A 15527-nucleotide genomic window follows, 5' to 3' on the forward strand; every position below is an offset into this window, starting at 1 on the left:
CGCGGGGAACTGCGCGACCAGCCACGACGCACCCGCGGCTCACACCGCCACACGCAGCTCCCGGAAGCCCCGGATCACGAAGCCCGGCGCCCGCCGCGGCTCCCCCGCGAGCCGCAGCGCCGGCGCCCACCGCAGCAACGCCCTCATGGACGCGGCCAGTTCGACGCGGGCCAGCGGCGCACCGACGCAGTAGTGGATGCCCGCGCTGAAGGAGATGTGAGGGTTGTCGCGCCGGGCGAGGTCCAGCTCGCCGGGGCGGGCGAACACCGCCGGGTCATGGTTGGCGGAGCCGAACAACAGGGCCAGTTCGGAGCCGCGCGGAATCACCGTGCCGCCGATCTCGATGTCGTCGAGGACCCACCGTTCGAAGAGCTGGAGCGGCGTGTCGTAGCGCAGCAGCTCCTCCACGGCCGTGGGAACCAGCCGGTCCGGATCAGCGCGCAGGGCGGCCAGCTGATCCGGGTGGCGCAGCAGCGCGTACCAGCCGTTCACCGTGGCGTTCACGGTCGCCTCGTGCCCCGCGTTCAGGAGCAGCACGCAGGTGGAGATCATCTCCTGCTCGCTGAGCGACTGCCCGTCCTCGTAGGCGGCGATCAGGCCCGAGACGAGGTCGCCCCCCGGCTTCGCCCGCCGGGCGGCGATCAACTCCCGTAGATAGGCGGAGAATTCGAGCGAGGCGGTGACCGCTCGGGCCGCCGTCTCCTCGGACGGCTTCAGCTCGTACATCCCGCAGATCGCCGCCGACCAGGGCCGCAGCAGCGGCCGGTCGCTCTCCGGGATGCCCAGCATCTGGGCGATCACCGCCACCGGCAGCGGTTCGGCGACGCGCGCCGCGAGGTCCCCGCCTCCGTCCGCCACCAGGCCCCGCACCAGGCCGTCCGCCAACTCCTCCACGTAAGGGCGCAGTTCCTCGACCGTACGCGGCGTGAAGGCTTTGGCGACGAGGCGGCGGATGCGGGTGTGCGTGGGCGCCTCCAGGTCGAGCATGCCGTTGTCGTTGAGTACGTGGAACGGCTCGTGCTCGGGTGGCGGGGCCGGGCGGCCGAACTCCTCGTGGGTGAAGCGGTGGAGGTAGGTGCGGCCGAGGCGGCGGTCGCGCAGCAGGGCGCGGACGTCCGCGTGGTGCGGAATCAGCCACTGGTCGGTGGGCGCGTTGTAGTGGGCGCGGCCCGTTGCGCGGAGTCGGGCGTACGCGGGGTAGGGGTTGGCCACGAACTCTGGTGCGGCGGGGGTGAAGATCGCGGAGGGGGCGAAGGGTGCGGGCGTCATGACGGGACGCTATGGGCTCCGCGGGGGTCGCGGATAGCCTGCGGGTGTGTGGGGGCCGGTCGCGCAGTTCCCCGCGCCCCTTACGGGGCTCCGCGGGGGTCGCGGACAGCCTGCGGGTGTGTGGGGGCCGGTCGCGCAGTTCCCCGCGCCCCTTACGGGGCTCCGTGGCGGGGCACGGCCCTCATCCCGGCGTCACCAGTCTCGCCTCGTACGCGAAGACCGCCGCCTGCGTGCGGTCGCGCAGACCGAGCTTCACCAGGACCCGGCTCACGTGCGTCTTGATCGTGGACTCGGCGACCACCAGGTGGGAGGCGATCTCCGCGTTCGACAGGCCCTGCGCGATGAGCACCAGGACCTCCGTCTCGCGCTCGGTCAGCTCGCCGTACTGCTGCGCCTGGACCGCCGCCGAGAGTCGCGGTGTCTCCGCCATCCGGGAGAACTCGGTGATCAGGCGGCGCGTCACGGTCGGCGCGAGGAGCGCCTCCCCCGAGGCCACCACCCGTACACCGTCCGCCAGCTGGCGGGCCGAGGCGTCCTTGAGGAGGAAACCGGAGGCGCCCGCGCGCAGCGCCTGGTACACGTACTCGTCGAGGTCGAAGGTGGTCAGGACGAGCACCTTCGACACACCGTCGGACGCGACGATCTCGCGGGTCGCCTCGATGCCGTTCATCTCGGGCATGCGGATGTCCATCAGGACCACGTCGGGGGCGAGTTCGCGCACCCGCTCGACGGCCTGCCGGCCGTTGACCGCCTCGCCGACGACCTCGATGTCGGGCATGGCGTTGAGGAGGACGGAGAATCCCTCGCGGACCATCATTTGGTCGTCGGCGATGAGGACGCGGATGGTCATGCGCGCCCCTCCCCCGCCTGCACCGAGTGGTCGGTCCGGTCGGCCGGCGGCACCGGCAGGAAGACGGTGACCTCGTAGCCGCCCTCGGGGGTCGGCTCCGCCGTCATCTCGCCGTTCAGCATGGTGACGCGCTCCCGCATGCCGGTGATGCCGTGGCCCGCGCCCGGGGAGGCCTTGACGAGGCCGGTGGCGGGGCCGTTGACGATGCGCAGGCCGAGGCCGCCGAGGACGTAGCCGACCTCGACGCGGGCCGGGGCACCGGGCGCGTGGCGCAGGGCGTTGCTGAGCGCCTCCTGCACGATGCGGTACGCCGACAGCTCGACGCCCTGCGGCAGCTCGCGGACGGCGCCGGTGATCGCCTTGTCGACGGTCAGGCCCGCGTCACGGACGTTGTCCAGGAGCCGGTCGAGGTCGGCGAGGGTGGGCTGCGGGGCGTCCGGTGCCTCGTAGTCCTCGGCCCGTACGACACCGAGGACGCGGCGCAGCTCGGTGAGCGCCGACACCGCGTTCTCACGGATCGTGACGAACGCCTGCTCCAGCTCGGGCGGCGGGTTCTCCACGCGGTAGGGCGCGGCCTCCGCCTGGATGGCGACCACGGACATGTGGTGGGCGACCACGTCGTGCAGTTCGCGGGCGATGGTGGTGCGCTCCTCCAGGAGCGTGCGCTTGTCGCGTTCGATGGCGGTGACGGTGCGCTGCACGGTGACCTCGCGCTGCGCCTCGCGGCGCACGTGCGCCATCGTGGTGGCGAGCAGCCCGAGCGCCGAGAAGAACAGCAGCGCCGGGGCGTCGGATCCGGAGCCGTAGGGATCGTCGTTGACGAACCCCTCGGCGACCACGGAGTACGCCGCCGTCATGAGCCACATCCACAGGCCGGTGCGCGGGCGGGTGCGGGCGGCGACCACGACGATCACCACGATGTGCCCGAAGAAGGCGGCGGGGGTCCAGGGCCAGCCGTCCCAGACGCCCCCGGACGCCGCCGTGAGCGGCGTCGACGCCAGCGACACCCAGAACGCGCCGACCGGCCTGACCAGTGTCATCAGCACGGCCGCGGCCGGGACGAGACCCGTGAGGAAGTACACGGCCTCGTTGCCCCCGATGCCCACCTGATAGGCGATGAACACGGTGATCAGGGCCGCGGCCACCACCAGGGCGTGCCGGGCCCAGACGGCGTACCCGCGTATCGCCCGCGGGAGGAGGCGGGCCGTCCGCCCGCCCGTCGTCCTGGGAGGCAGCAGCCGGTAGGCGAAGGCATCGCGGAACAGCGCTTCGCGCAGGCCGCCGAGGACCTCCCGCACGAGGTGGAACTCGGGGCTCTTGCGGCCTCTGGCCTTGAGCTGCTCAGTCGTATCGGTCACGCATACGACGGTACGGGGGCGCGGCGGCCGGGTCGTCCGCAGCGAGAGGGGTTCCGGCATGTCCGTCGCAGGTACTACTCGGCGTCCCGGAACCCTCCCTCGGCGGCCGTGGCCAGACCCCGGGCCCTTGACACGCCGAACACCCGCAGCCCGCTACGGCCGCCGGCCCGTGCGCCGCCTCAGAACGCCAGCTGTGCGATCTCCTCCGCCACCACCGCGCACGCGTCCGCCGCCGGGTCGATGAGCGGGAAATGGCCCACGGCCTCAAGGAGCGTGAGGCCCACGACCTCGCCCGCCTTCGCCGCCGCGTCCGCGTACGCCTCGGCCACCGGCTGTGGCACCACGATGTCCTCGCGGCCCTGTACGACGGTCGTGGCGATGCCCGTCGGAAGCAGCGCGGCCGGGTCGGCGTAGGGCAGGCGCTCCTTGAACCTGCCCTCGCCGCCGAGCAGCTGGGCGGACGCGCCGCCGCAGACCTCCAGTGCCTCGGCGACCTTGAGGTCCGCGATCGGCGCGAGCGCGACGACACCCCGCAGCGGCGCCGGGCGTTCGGTGCGCCACGGCGCGTCGGCGGGCAGCAGGTGCCGCGCCGCCGCCCACAGCGCGAGGTGGCCGCCCGCGGAGTGCCCGGTGACCACCGTGCGGCGCACATCGGCCGCCGGCAGGGCCTTGCGTACCAGCGCGGGAAGCGCGTCGAACGCGGCGGCCACGTCGTCGAAGGTCTCCGGCCAGCGCCCGGCGACGGGACCCTTGCCGCCCTGCGCGGGGATGGAGCTGCCGCGCCGGTACTCGACGTTGGCGACGGCGAAGCCCCGGCGTGCGAGGAAGTCGGCGAACGGCGTGACGTGCCGCCGGTCGTACGGCGCGCGCCAGGCGCCGCCGTGCAGGACGACGACGAGCGGCGCGGGACGGGCCGTGTCACCCCGGGGCGCGTAGAAGTCGACGACCTGGTCGGGGTGCGTGCCGTACGCGGCGGTGGCGTCCGGCTCCACGGCGGGATGCGAGAAGGCGGCTTCGGCCTCGGCGGCATCGCGGGCCACGGCGGCGTCGTCCGGCATGCGGCAACCTCTCAACGGCAGTGCGGCTGGCGGGCAGGCCCCGCTCCGCGCGGCGCACGGAACGGGACCAAGATCCGCCGGACGCTACCAGCCCGGCGTACGCACGGGAATCACCCGCCGCGCGGGCCTCACGGCTCCAGGATCTCCGCGAGGACCCGCGCCGCCCGCTCGGCGTCGACGAAGGACACGTACAGCGGGGTGAATCCGAAGCGCAGCACGTCCGGCGCGCGGAAGTCGCCGACCACGCCACGCTCGATCAGCCGCTTCATGACGTCACCCGCACCCTCACAGCGCAGCGCGACTTGGCTGCCGCGCTCGGCGTGGGCTGCCGGGGTCAGCGACTCCACCAGCCCCTGCGGTACGTACGCCTCGACGCACCGCAGGAAGAAGTCCGTCAGGGCGAGGGACTTGGCCCGCACCGCGTCCACGGACACGCCGTCCCAGACGTCGAGCGCCGCTTCGAGGGCGAGCATGGAGAGGATGTCGGGCGTGCCGACGCGCCCGCGCAGCGCACCCTCGGCCGCCTCGAACTCGGGCCGCATCCCGAAGGGCTCGGCGTGCGAGTTCCAGCCGGGCAGTGGCGAGTCGAAGCGGTCCTGGAGCTCCTCGCGCACATAGATGTACGCGGGCGAACCCGGGCCGCCGTTCAGGTACTTGTATGTGCAGCCCACCGCGAGGTCGACGCCGTGCTCGTCCAGGCCGACGGGCAGGGCGCCCGCCGTGTGGCACAGGTCCCAGACGGCGAGGGCGCCCGCCGCGTGCACGGCGGCCGTCAGACCGGGCAGGTCGTGCAGGCGGCCGGTGCGGTAGTCGGCGTGGTTGAGCAGCACGGCGGCGGTGCGGGGGCTCAGCGCCGCGGGCACCTCGGCCGGGGTGAGCGGGGTCAGCCTGCAGCCGGTGAGCCGGGCGGCGGACCGCGCGATGTAGCCGTCGGTGGGGAAGGTCGTGGCGTCGACGATGATCTCGTCACGGCCGGCGTCCGCCTCGCCCCCGCCGCCGTCACCGCGGGCGAGCCGCACGGCCGCCACCAGCGCCTTGAAGACGTTCACGCTGGTGGAGTCGCCGACCACGATCTGGCCGGGGGCGGCGCCGACCAGCGGCGCGATGCGGTCGCCGATCCGCTCGGGCGCGGTCCACCAGCCGCTCTCGTCCCAGGAGCGGATGCGCAGCCGGCCCCACTGGCGGGTGATGACGTCCGCGACGCGGTCCGGCACATGGGCGGGCAGGGCGCCCAGGGAGTTGCCGTCGAGGTAGACGGTGTCATCGAGGACGAACTCGCGCCGCTTGAGCGCGAGTTCGTCCTCGGCGTCCAGGGCCTTGGCCCGGACATGCAGGTCAGACATGGCTCCTCGCCGTCCACAGCTCGGGGAACACGTTCTTCTGCGCCCGCTTCTCCAGCCAGGCCACGCCGGCCGAGCCGCCGGTGCCCGTCTTGGAGCCCATCGCGCGGCGGGTGGCGACCAGGTGGTCGTTGCGCCATCGCCACACCAGCTCGGCGACGTCCGTCAGCGTCTCGCCGAGGCGGGCGAGGTCGCCGCTCTCGTCGCCGGAGTAGAGCTCGGTCCAGACGGCCTCGACCTCGGGCGACGGCTCGTACTTCTTGGAGAGGTCGCGCTCCAGGACGGCGGCCGGGATCGCGTACCCCCGGCGGTGGAGGAGCCGGAGCACCTCGTCGTACAGGCTCGGCTCGTGCAGCGCCTTCTCCAGCTCCGCGTGGACGCGCGGCGCGCCCCGGTGCGGCACCAGCATGGACGCCGACTTGTCGCCGAGCAGGAACTCCAGGCGGCGGTACATCGCGGACTGGAATCCGGAGCCCTCGCCGAGCGAACCGCGGTAGGAGTTGAACTGCGCGGGCGTCAGTCCCGCCAGCGGCTTCCAGGAGTGGTTCAGGGCCTCCAGCTCGCGGATGCTGCGCTTGAGCGCGGCCACCGCGACGGGTATGTCGTCGCGGCGCAGGGCCTTCGCCGCGGTCTCCCACTCGTGGACGATCACGGTGAACCACAGCTCCATGACCTGGGTGGTGACCAGGAAGACCATCTCGCCGGGGTCGTTCGAGCGAAGGTGCTGGAGGTGGGTGAGGACGTCCGCCTGGACGTAGTCCTCGTACGGGGTGGTGCCCGCGAAGTCGAGGTTCGGGGCCTCGGCCTCGTTCGCGGCCTCGGGCGTCTGCGCTGAGGCCTGCGCCTCGGTGGGCGTCTCAGGTGCCTCTGGGGACATCGCTGTCTCCTCGTACGTACTCCGGGTAGCGGTCCGCCCCTGCCGTTACCGGCACGGGGGCCCCGGTCCCCACCGGAATCCTCCGCAACTTTCCGGGAAACGGCAAGGCGCCAACGCTCGGTCAACAAGGCCTAAGGTTGGACACTGCTGTCACCCTTGTACGCGGCGACGCTCCCGGCAGGCCCGCAGGTGCGCGGCGTTCCCGCACCCGCGCACCGAGTGCCAGACGCCGCTGTTGTTGCGGGAGCGGTCGTAGAACGCGGTGCGGCAGGACGCGTTCCGGCAGATCTTCAGGCGGCGCCAGACCCCCGAGGCCTGCGCGAGCAGCGCCTCGGCGAGCACGGCGGACGCCAGCCAGCGGGCACCCGCGCCCTCCGGCTCCACGGTCAGCGTGCCGTCACCGGCGAGCCCGACGACCACCGGGGCGGAGGTGAAGCGCACCGCTCCACCGCCCTGGTCGCCCGCGGCGAGCGCGCGCCGCACCTGGTCCCGCAGGCAGCGCAGCCTCGGCAGGTCCTCGTCCGCCAGTACGAGGTGCACGTCGGGCCGCCCCGTCTCACGGGCCCAGCCGCGCACGGCTCCGTCGGCCCACTCCTGGGCGGCGCGCAGCGCACCGTCGCCCAGGAGGTCGGGCAGGCCGGCGGGGCCGGGGCGGTCCGCGGGCGCGGTGTTCAGGAGCTCCTGGACGAGGGCGAGGCCGCCGGGCGCGGGGCTCAGGCAGTGGCGCTCGGTCGCTGGCCAGTTCATGCCTCTCAAGGTACCCGCCCTCAGGACGACAACAGCAAAAGCCTTACAGTGCTGTCAGTATCGCGAGGTGCCCTGCGTACCGAGTGACCGACGAGAGCCCAGGAGGGCGACATGGAAGCCACGGAAGCGACACCGGAAGCCGCACAGCCGAACGGATCGGACGCCGCACGAGCCGCCCGCGTCCTCGGCCGCCCCTTCGACATCAACGGCCTCACCCTGCGCAACCGCATCGCCATGGCCCCCATGACCCGCGAGTTCTCGCCCGACGGCGTGCCGGGCGCGGACGTCGCGGAGTACTACGCCCGCCGCGCGGCGGGCGGCGTCGGCCTGATCGTCACCGAGGGCACGTACGTCGACCACGCCTCGGCCGGCAGCAGCCACCGCGTCCCGCACTTCTACGGCGAGGCCGCGCTCGCGGGCTGGCAGCGCGTCGCCGAGGCCGTGCACGCGGCGGGCGGCGCGATCGTCCCGCAGCTGTGGCACGTGGGCGCGACCCGCGACGAGGGCCAGGGTCCGGTCCCCTCCGCACCCCCGGCGGGCCCCTCCGGCCTCGGCCTGGACGGCGCCGCCAAGGGCCACGCGATGACGGGCGCCGACATCGACGCGGTCATCGGCGCCTTCGCCGACAGCGCGGCCGCCGCCGAGCGGATCGGCTTCGACGGCGTCGAACTCCACGGCGCCCACGGCTACTTGATCGACCAGTTCCTCTGGGGCACCACCAACCGCCGCACCGACGGCTACGGCGGCGACCTGGCCTCGCGCACCCGCTTCGCCCGCGAGATCGTCGAGGCGGTGCGCGCGGCGGTCTCGCCGGGCTTCCCCGTGATCTTCCGGCTCTCCCAGTGGAAGGCGAACGCCTTCGACGCGAAGCTCGCGGCCGACCCGGCCGGACTGGAGTCCCTCCTCGCGCCGCTGGCGGCGGCCGGCGTCGACGCCTTCCACGCCTCCACGCGCCGCTACTGGCTCCCCGAGTTCGAGGGCAGCGACCTGAACCTCGCGGGCTGGGCCAAGAAGCTCACCGGCAAGGCCACGCTGTCCGTCGGCTCGGTCGGCCTCGACAAGGAGTTCGTGGGCCCGCAGGGCTGGGCGAAGGAGACCGCCTCCACCGGCATCGGCCTGCTCCTCGACCGCATGGAGCGGGACGAGTTCGACGTGATCGCGGTGGGGCGGGCGCTGATCGCTGACGCTCAGTGGGCGGACAAGGCGGTGACGGGCCGCCTGGCGGAGGCGGAGCCGTTCGACGCGAAGCTGCTGGGATCCCTGCGCTGATTCCTCGAGCGCGGGCCCGCCGTGGCTGGTCGCGCAGTTCCCCGCGCCCCCGAAAACACCGGGCACCGGAGTTCCAGCCCGCCCAGCATTAGCTGCTGGGATCCTTGCGCTGATTCCACGGGTGCGGGCCCGCCGTGGCTGGTCGCGCAGTTCCCCGCGCCCCTGAAAGCACCCGGCACCGGAAGTTCCAGCCCGCCGTGGCTGGTCGCGCAGTTCCCCGCGCCCCTGAAAGCACCCGGCACCGGAAGTTCCAGCCCGTCCGGCGTTTGAGGACGAGGCCGTTCAGGCCGACAAGGGGGGGTCCGGGGGCAGCGCCCCCGTGACAGCACCCCGGACCCCGCTCACGTCAGCCGAGCGTCTTCGCCGCCGTCTCCGACGAATCCCGCAGGAAGCCCGCGCAGCGCTCGTACTCCTCCTGCTCACCGATCACCTGCGCCGCCCGCGCGAGGGCGTGCAGCGCGCGCAGGAAGCCGCGGTTCGGCTCGTGCTCCCACGGCACCGGGCCGTGGCCCTTCCAGCCGCTGCGGCGCAGGGCGTCCAGGCCGCGGTGGTAGCCGGTACGGGCGTACGCGTACGACTCGACGACGCTGCCGCGCTCGAACGCCTCGTCGGCGAGCTGCGCCCAGGCGAGCGAGGACGTGGGGTACTTGGCGGCGACGTCGGCGGGCGCCGTGCCGTTCGCCAGCAGCTCGCGCGGCTCCGGGTCGTCGGGCAGGTGGGTCGGGGGCGGTCCCCCGAGCAGATCCTTGTGAATGGCCATGGGCCAAGTCTGCGCCATACGCGTACGGGCCCGGCACCCAGGGAAGGGTGCCGGGCCCGTATCGGTACGGACGCCTGCCGGACTACTTCAGCTTCGTACCGGTGGAGCGCAGGTTCGCGCACGCCTCGGTGACACGCGCGGCCATGCCCGCCTCGGCCAGCTTGCCCCAGGTGCGCGGGTCGTACGTCTTCTTCGAGCCGACCTCGCCGTCGACCTTCAGGACACCGTCGTAGTTGCGGAACATGTGGTCCGCGACGGGACGCGTGAAGGCGTACTGGGTGTCGGTGTCGAGGTTCATCTTCACGACGCCGTTCTCCAGCGCGGTGGCGATCTCCTCGGCGGTGGAGCCGGAGCCGCCGTGGAAGACGAAGTCGAACGGGGACTGCTTGCCGTACTTGGCGCCGACGCCCTCCTGGAGGTCCTTGAGGAGCTCGGGACGCAGGACGACGTTGCCCGGCTTGTAGACGCCGTGGACGTTGCCGAAGGACGCGGCCAGGAGGTAGCGGCCCTTGTCGCCGAGGCCGAGCGCCTCGGCGGTGCGCAGCGCGTCGTCGACGGTGGTGTACAGCTCGTCGTTGATCTCGTGGCTGACGCCGTCCTCCTCGCCGCCGGTCGGGGTGATCTCGACCTCAAGGATGATCTTGGCGGCGGCGGCCTTCGCGAGCAGCTCCTGGCCGATGGCCAGGTTGTCGGCGAGGGTCTCGGCGGAGCCGTCCCACATGTGCGACTGGAACAGCGGGTTCCGGCCGGCCTTGACGCGCTCGGCGGAGACGTCGAGCAACGGGCGGACATAGCCGTCCAGCTTGTCCTTGGGGCAGTGGTCGGTGTGCAGCGCGACCGTGACGTCGTACTTCTCGGCGACGATGTGCGCGAACTCGGCGAGCGCGACCGCGCCGGTCACCATGTCCTTGCTGTACTGGCCGCCCAGGAACTCCGCGCCACCGGTGGAGATCTGGATGATGCCGTCGCTCTCGGCCTCCGCGAAACCGCGCAGCGCGGCGTGCAGGGTCTGCGAGGAGGTCACGTTGATGGCCGGGTAGGCGAACTTGCCTGCCTTCGCCCGGTCGAGCATCTCGTTGTAGACCTCGGGAGTTGCGATGGGCATGTGTCCGCTCCTTGTGATGTGCGGGTGGGGTGCTGTGCTGCTTGACCCTGACCTGGGGGCGACGACATCGTCGCCCCCATCTTTCCAGACTCGGCCGCCGGTACGGGCCCCGCCGTCAGTCCAGGCCGAGGTCGTCCTTGGAGTACGCGAAGAGGTACGGCACGCCCGCGCCCTCGGTGATCTTCTCGCCCGCCCCGGTGGCCCGGTCCACGATGGTGGCGACGCCGACGACCTCGGCACCGGCCTCGCGCACGGCCTCCACGGCGGTCAGCGGCGAGCCGCCGGTGGTGGAGGTGTCCTCGACGACGAGTACGCGGCGCCCCTTGATGTCCGGGCCCTCCACGCGGCGCTGCATGCCGTGCGCCTTGGCGGCCTTGCGGACCACGAAGGCGTCCAGGCGCCTGCCGCGCGCGGCGGAGGCGTGCAGCATCGCGCCGGCGACGGGGTCGGCGCCCATGGTCAGGCCGCCCACCGCGTCGAAGTCGAGGTCGGCGGTGAGGTCGAGCAGCACCTGGCCGACCAGGGGGGCGGCCTCGCCGTCGAGGGTGATGCGGCGCAGGTCGATGTAGTAATCGGCCTCGAGACCCGAGGAGAGGGTCACCTTGCCGTGCACCACGGCCTTGTCCTTGATCTGCTGGAGCAGCGCGCCACGTACGTCGTCAGTCATGCCGCTCAGCTTAAAGCCGCGTCCAGGTCCAGGTCGTCGCCGTCTCCAGCGGCTCGATGGGGGTGACCAGGCGCGGCGCGGTGTTGAGGCCGTTGGGCGGCCCGGTCTGCGGCTCCACGCACACGGCCGCCTCCTGCTCGTCGTAGACGACGACCCACTGCTCGCGGCTCGTGACGTTCACCGCGAGCCGCCCGGGCCAGGCCAGCGTGACGTCGACGCCCTCGGGCATGCCGAAGCAGTCGTCCCAGGGGCCGGGCTTCGGGTCGATACGGCGGCCGGTGGGCAGGTGGTCCTCGCCGCGCTCCTCCTGCCAGGCCGGGGTGAAGTCGACCCGTACGGGGTCGCCGCCGCCGTCCAGGGAGCGGTTGAACCACGGGTGCCAGCCCGCCTGCGCCGGGAAGGAGTCGCCGTACGTCTCGATGCCGAGGCGCAGCGTCAACGCGTCCTCGGTGAGTTCCACGATCTGGGTGACGCGCCCCGGGTAGGGCCAGGGGTCGGTGAGGTCGTACGTGAAGACGGCCTCCGTCCGCGAGGAGCGCGCCGTGCGCCATGCGGCGTCGCGGGCGAAGCCGTGGATGGCGTGCGGCGGGGAGTTCAGCGGCATCTGGTGGACGCTCGCGCCGTCGCGGAACCGGCCGTTCTCGATCCGGCCGCACCACGGGGCCATGGGGAAGGCGCCGTACCGCTCCCCTTGGCGCAGCAGCTCGACGCCGCCGATGCGCAGACTTCCGATACGGCAGCCGTTGCCCGGCCGCACGGTCACTTCCGCGTCGCCCGCGGTCAGAATCACGTCTTCGGTACTCATCCGGCCGACCCTACGGCGTACGCGGTCACCGGCGGCGGCGCAGGGCCCTGCCGACCACGATCGCCGAGGCGAGCGCGAGGGCCGCGGCGGGCGCGGCCCAGCGGAGCGTGGCGCTGGTCGACAGCGTCTCGGGGGCGGGCGCGGGGGCGTACCGGCCGCGCGGCGGGGCGTGGTCGACCTCCTCGGCGCTGCGGCCGATCATCGTGCGGCGGGCGTGGGCGGCCTCGGCGGGCGGCACGTCGAGGTCGCTGACGTCGTCGATGCCGTCGATGCCGTCGATGCCGCGCAGCTCCTCGTCGTCCTCGACGTTGACGGCGTCGTCGACCTCGATGCCGTCGAGGTCGTCGTCATCGTCATCAGCCTCGTCGATGTCGGCGAGGTCGGCGAGGTCGGCGCTCAGCGGGTCGAGCGACGGCGGCGGCACCTCGGTCTCGAAGACGGTGGGCGCCCCGGCCGGGCCGGAGTCCGCGGGCGCCGCCTCCGCGAGCCCCTCGGCGAACCGTTCTAGAAGTCTGCGCACAGCGGATTCCACAGCCTGTGGAGAACTTTCCGTGATCCGCCCCTCGGCGGCGGCCGTCCCGCCGAACACCACCGTGGTGCCCCCGGCGGCCGGCACGAGCCGCACGGTCAGCGCGAGCTTCACGGAACCGGAGCCGCGCACCTCCGCGCCCTCGCCCTCGATCACGTACGTCCCGTCGGCGCGACCCTCGGCCCGCGCCGCGCACCGGTAGGTGACGGTGTGCCCGCCCGCGCGCACCTTCAGACGCCCGGAGAGCGGCTCGGCCGCCTCCTCCGCGTCGCGCTGAAGCCCGGGGACCGCCCCGGCCACCCGCTCGGGGTCCGCAAGGACCTGCCGGAGACGCTCTGCCGAAACCGGAACGAACACCTCATGCTCCATGGCAGTCGAGCCTACCCACGCACACGCGTCCATGTACGCCGGTTCGGCTGAGCGTGTACATCAGTTCGCGTAACGCGGACGCACCAGCGTCGACGCCGGGAGCCCCGCCACCCTGGTCGGGCCGGCCGAGCGCACCCCGGCACGCACCAGGGGGGACCCGGCGGCCTCTCGCAGCGCGGCCCGCCCACGAGAGGCCAGCACGAACCCCCAGTCGCGTGCCCCCCGCGCCCGCTCCGACGTGCGGTCGGGCCCGGCGGCGAACCCGGACCGCCGGCCGCCCACGCGGTACGGCACCGTCCGCAGCCCCGCCGCCCGCACCGACGCCTCCACCGTCCAGAAGGTCCTCGGCCGGGTCGAGACGGGCCCGGCGTGCACGGTGAGGCGGCCGCCGGGGGCGAGGACGCGCGTGGCGAGGCCGTAGAACTCCAGGGAGTACAGCTTCGTGCCGGCGGTGATGCCCGGGTCCGGCAGATCGGAGAGCACCACGTCGTACGTCCCGCGCGCGGAGCGCAGCCAGCGGAACGCCTCGCCGTGGACCACCCGCAGCCGGGGGTCGCGGTAGGCGTGGCCGTTCAGCTCGCTCAGGGCCGGGTCGTGGCGCGCCAGGTCGACGACGCCCGCGTCCAGCTCGACGATGTCGACGCGGCGCACCCCGCGGTGGCGCAGCACCTCGCGCGCCGCGAGGCCGTCGCCGCCGCCGAGGATGAGCACGCGCGCGTGGGGGCCCCGCATCGCCGGTTCGACGAGCGCCTCGTGGTAGCGGCGCTCGTCGCGTCCGCTGACGCGCAGCCGTCCGTCCAGGAAGAGGTCGAGGGAGCGTCGCCTGCCGCCGGTGAGGACGACCTCCTGCACGTCGGTCCGGACGGCGACCCGCGCGTCCGCGCCGTACACCGCACGCCGCGCGGCCCGCTCGAAGTCGTCGACGAGCACGGCGGCGGAGGCGAGCACGGCAAGGACGAGGACGTTCGCGGTGAGCACCGCCCAGCGGCCGCGCACGCTCAGGCCGCGCCCGAAGAGGCCGAGGACGAGCGCGCAGCCCGCGACCGCGTTGACCGCGCCGGTGAACAGGGCGCCCGTGAGCTGTCCGAACGCCGGGAGCAGCAGGAAAGGGAAGGCGAGCCCGCCGACCAGCGCGCCCACGTAGTCGGCGGCGAACACGTCGGCGACGGCGCCGCCCGCGTCCTGGCGCCGGATGCGCTGGATGAGCACCACGAGGAGCGGCACCTCGGCGCCGATGAGGACACCGATGGCCAGGGAGAACGCGGCGAGGAGGTAGCGCGAGCCGCCCGCCCACGCTCCGCCGTGGTCACCCGTCCAGGCGAAGGCCGCGTACAACGCCATGGCGCTGCACCCGCCGATCAGCGCGAGCGCCGCCTCGACGAGGCCGAACCACATGGGGGCACGGCGCCGCAGACGCTTGGCGAGCAGCGAGCCGATGCCCATGGCGAAGACCATCACGGAGAGCACGACGGAGGCCTGGGTCACCGAGTCGCCGATCAAGTAGGCGGCCAGGGCGACGAGTTCGAGTTCGTAGACGAGCCCGCAGGCAGCGCAGAGGAACACGCCCAGCAGGACGAGGAACCGTCCCGTCCGGGCGGAGACCGGCAACCGCGCCGACGACTCGAGCATCCGAGAACGCTACGTCACGGACACCGCTACGCGGGCAGTGCGGCCCGTACTCCCACCCTCGACCGCGTGGCGACCAACTGGCCGTCCTGGGGGTACGCGTGCCACGTCCGCCACATCACCGACCCCTCGTGCCGCTGCGCCAGCAAGGCCGTGAAGGCATGCGGGCTGCCGGGGAACACCCCGGCGAGACCGTGCGGGTGCTCGGTGACGAGGGCCAGCAACTCCTGGGCTCGGCCCGCGAATTGACCCCGAGTAAGCGTCTCAACGCGCGCGGCGAACTCGTACTCCCAGTCGCCCACGCGCTTGGACACGCCCAGCGGGAGCGGTGTACTGCTGCCGGGAATGCAGGCCACGGTCTCCGAACAACTGCCCTGCTCCTCCTCCAGGAGTACCTGGTGCGAGGCCCCGAGAAGTCTCAACTGCACTCTGGTCCCGGCCAGTTCCACGTCGAGCGTGGCGAGCGCGGGCAACGGCTCGCGCCCCAGGGCCCAGGCCAGGTCCGCGGCACGCGTGTCGGTGTAGACAGTCTTCAGGGTCGTGAGCATGGGTCGGCTCCGCTAACACGCAGTGAGATGAGGCCGGCGCACCCGGATCGGACACCGGGAGGTCGGAATACCGGCTCGTGCCCACGAGCACATCGTCTACGGGTTTCCATAGTTCGGTGCGCCAAACCCAGAAACCTGAGGGATGTCCGAGGGCGGTACTGACGTTTAAGAGGGAATCATGGTCGACGACAGTGCCACAGCGTTTTTACCCAACTTCATAGGGTTTCCATCCCCCCGGGGGCTGCACAGTTCAACTGTTCAATGCCGCAACCATGCTGGACAACATCAAAGCGCCCGGCGGGAGTTGCTGCCTGCCCCGCCGGGCGCTCTCTGTGGGATCGGTGGACCAG

At 72.9% G+C, this 15527-nt stretch carries 15 protein-coding genes; 1 reads left to right on the plus strand and 14 read right to left on the minus strand.

Annotation, left to right across the window (positions count from 1 at the left end; genetic code table 11):
- Positions 1–39: 39 nt before the first annotated feature.
- The 7 genes from ACF062_RS22525 to ACF062_RS22555 form a co-directional block, all read right to left on the minus strand.
- Positions 40–1269, minus strand: coding sequence for a cytochrome P450 (locus tag ACF062_RS22525; RefSeq protein ID WP_392140644.1), 1230 nt, complete (start codon positions 1267–1269; stop codon positions 40–42).
- A 181-nt stretch (positions 1270–1450) separates the two neighbouring features.
- Complete coding sequence (locus tag ACF062_RS22530) at positions 1451–2119, minus strand: response regulator (RefSeq protein ID WP_392140646.1); 669 nt, start codon at positions 2117–2119, stop codon at positions 1451–1453.
- On the minus strand, positions 2116–3537 hold the full coding sequence (locus tag ACF062_RS22535) for a sensor histidine kinase (protein ID WP_392140647.1): 1422 nt from the start codon (positions 3535–3537) through the stop codon (positions 2116–2118). Before ACF062_RS22535 ends, ACF062_RS22530 begins: the two co-directional genes overlap by 4 nt.
- A 119-nt stretch (positions 3538–3656) precedes the next feature.
- Positions 3657–4535 carry an alpha/beta hydrolase family protein gene (locus tag ACF062_RS22540; RefSeq protein ID WP_392140648.1) on the minus strand — a complete coding sequence of 293 codons (879 nt, stop codon included), beginning with the start codon at positions 4533–4535 and terminating at the stop codon, positions 3657–3659.
- Between the two features lie 128 nt (positions 4536–4663).
- Complete coding sequence (gene kynU, locus ACF062_RS22545; RefSeq protein WP_392140649.1) at positions 4664–5878, minus strand: kynureninase; 1215 nt, start codon at positions 5876–5878, stop codon at positions 4664–4666.
- Positions 5871–6752, minus strand: a complete 882-nt coding sequence (locus ACF062_RS22550; protein WP_392140651.1) for a tryptophan 2,3-dioxygenase family protein — start codon at positions 6750–6752, stop codon at positions 5871–5873. Before ACF062_RS22550 ends, kynU begins: the two co-directional genes overlap by 8 nt.
- Before the next feature lie 150 nt (positions 6753–6902).
- Positions 6903–7499, minus strand: a complete 597-nt coding sequence (locus ACF062_RS22555; protein WP_392140653.1) for a CGNR zinc finger domain-containing protein — start codon at positions 7497–7499, stop codon at positions 6903–6905.
- A 111-nt stretch (positions 7500–7610) separates the two neighbouring features.
- Between ACF062_RS22555 and ACF062_RS22560 the strand changes: the two genes are divergently transcribed.
- Positions 7611–8768 carry an NADH:flavin oxidoreductase gene (locus tag ACF062_RS22560; protein ID WP_392140654.1) on the plus strand — a complete coding sequence of 386 codons (1158 nt, stop codon included), beginning with the start codon at positions 7611–7613 and terminating at the stop codon, positions 8766–8768.
- A gap of 346 nt (positions 8769–9114) precedes the next feature.
- On the opposite strand, the gene ACF062_RS22565 is transcribed toward ACF062_RS22560, so the two are convergent.
- The 7 genes from ACF062_RS22565 to ACF062_RS22595 form a co-directional block, all read right to left on the minus strand.
- Positions 9115–9528 carry a DUF3151 domain-containing protein gene (locus ACF062_RS22565; protein WP_392140656.1) on the minus strand — a complete coding sequence of 138 codons (414 nt, stop codon included), beginning with the start codon at positions 9526–9528 and terminating at the stop codon, positions 9115–9117.
- An 82-nt stretch (positions 9529–9610) separates the two neighbouring features.
- The gene (gene fbaA / locus ACF062_RS22570; RefSeq protein WP_392140658.1) at positions 9611–10633 is read right to left on the minus strand and encodes a class II fructose-bisphosphate aldolase; all 1023 of its coding nucleotides are present in this window, start codon (positions 10631–10633) and stop codon (positions 9611–9613) included.
- A 115-nt stretch (positions 10634–10748) separates the two neighbouring features.
- On the minus strand, positions 10749–11300 hold the full coding sequence (pyrE, locus tag ACF062_RS22575) for an orotate phosphoribosyltransferase (RefSeq protein WP_030788873.1): 552 nt from the start codon (positions 11298–11300) through the stop codon (positions 10749–10751).
- Positions 11301–11310: 10 nt separating this feature from the next.
- Entirely contained in the window at positions 11311–12105 is a 795-nt protein-coding gene (locus tag ACF062_RS22580) for an aldose 1-epimerase (RefSeq protein ID WP_392140660.1), read from the minus strand.
- A 25-nt stretch (positions 12106–12130) separates the two neighbouring features.
- Positions 12131–13003 (minus strand): SRPBCC family protein, encoded by an 873-nt coding sequence (locus tag ACF062_RS22585; protein WP_392140662.1) that lies wholly within the window; start codon positions 13001–13003, stop codon positions 12131–12133.
- A gap of 60 nt (positions 13004–13063) precedes the next feature.
- Entirely contained in the window at positions 13064–14632 is a 1569-nt protein-coding gene (locus tag ACF062_RS22590; RefSeq protein WP_392140664.1) for a polyamine aminopropyltransferase, read from the minus strand.
- Between the two features lie 26 nt (positions 14633–14658).
- A complete protein-coding gene (locus ACF062_RS22595; protein WP_392140666.1) occupies positions 14659–15177 on the minus strand; it encodes a DUF2617 family protein in 519 nt (172 codons plus the stop codon).
- Positions 15178–15527 lie beyond the last annotated feature (350 nt).

The sequence above is a fragment of the Streptomyces sp. NPDC015345 genome, assembly GCF_043078805.1.
Lineage (GTDB): Bacteria > Actinomycetota > Actinomycetes > Streptomycetales > Streptomycetaceae > Streptomyces.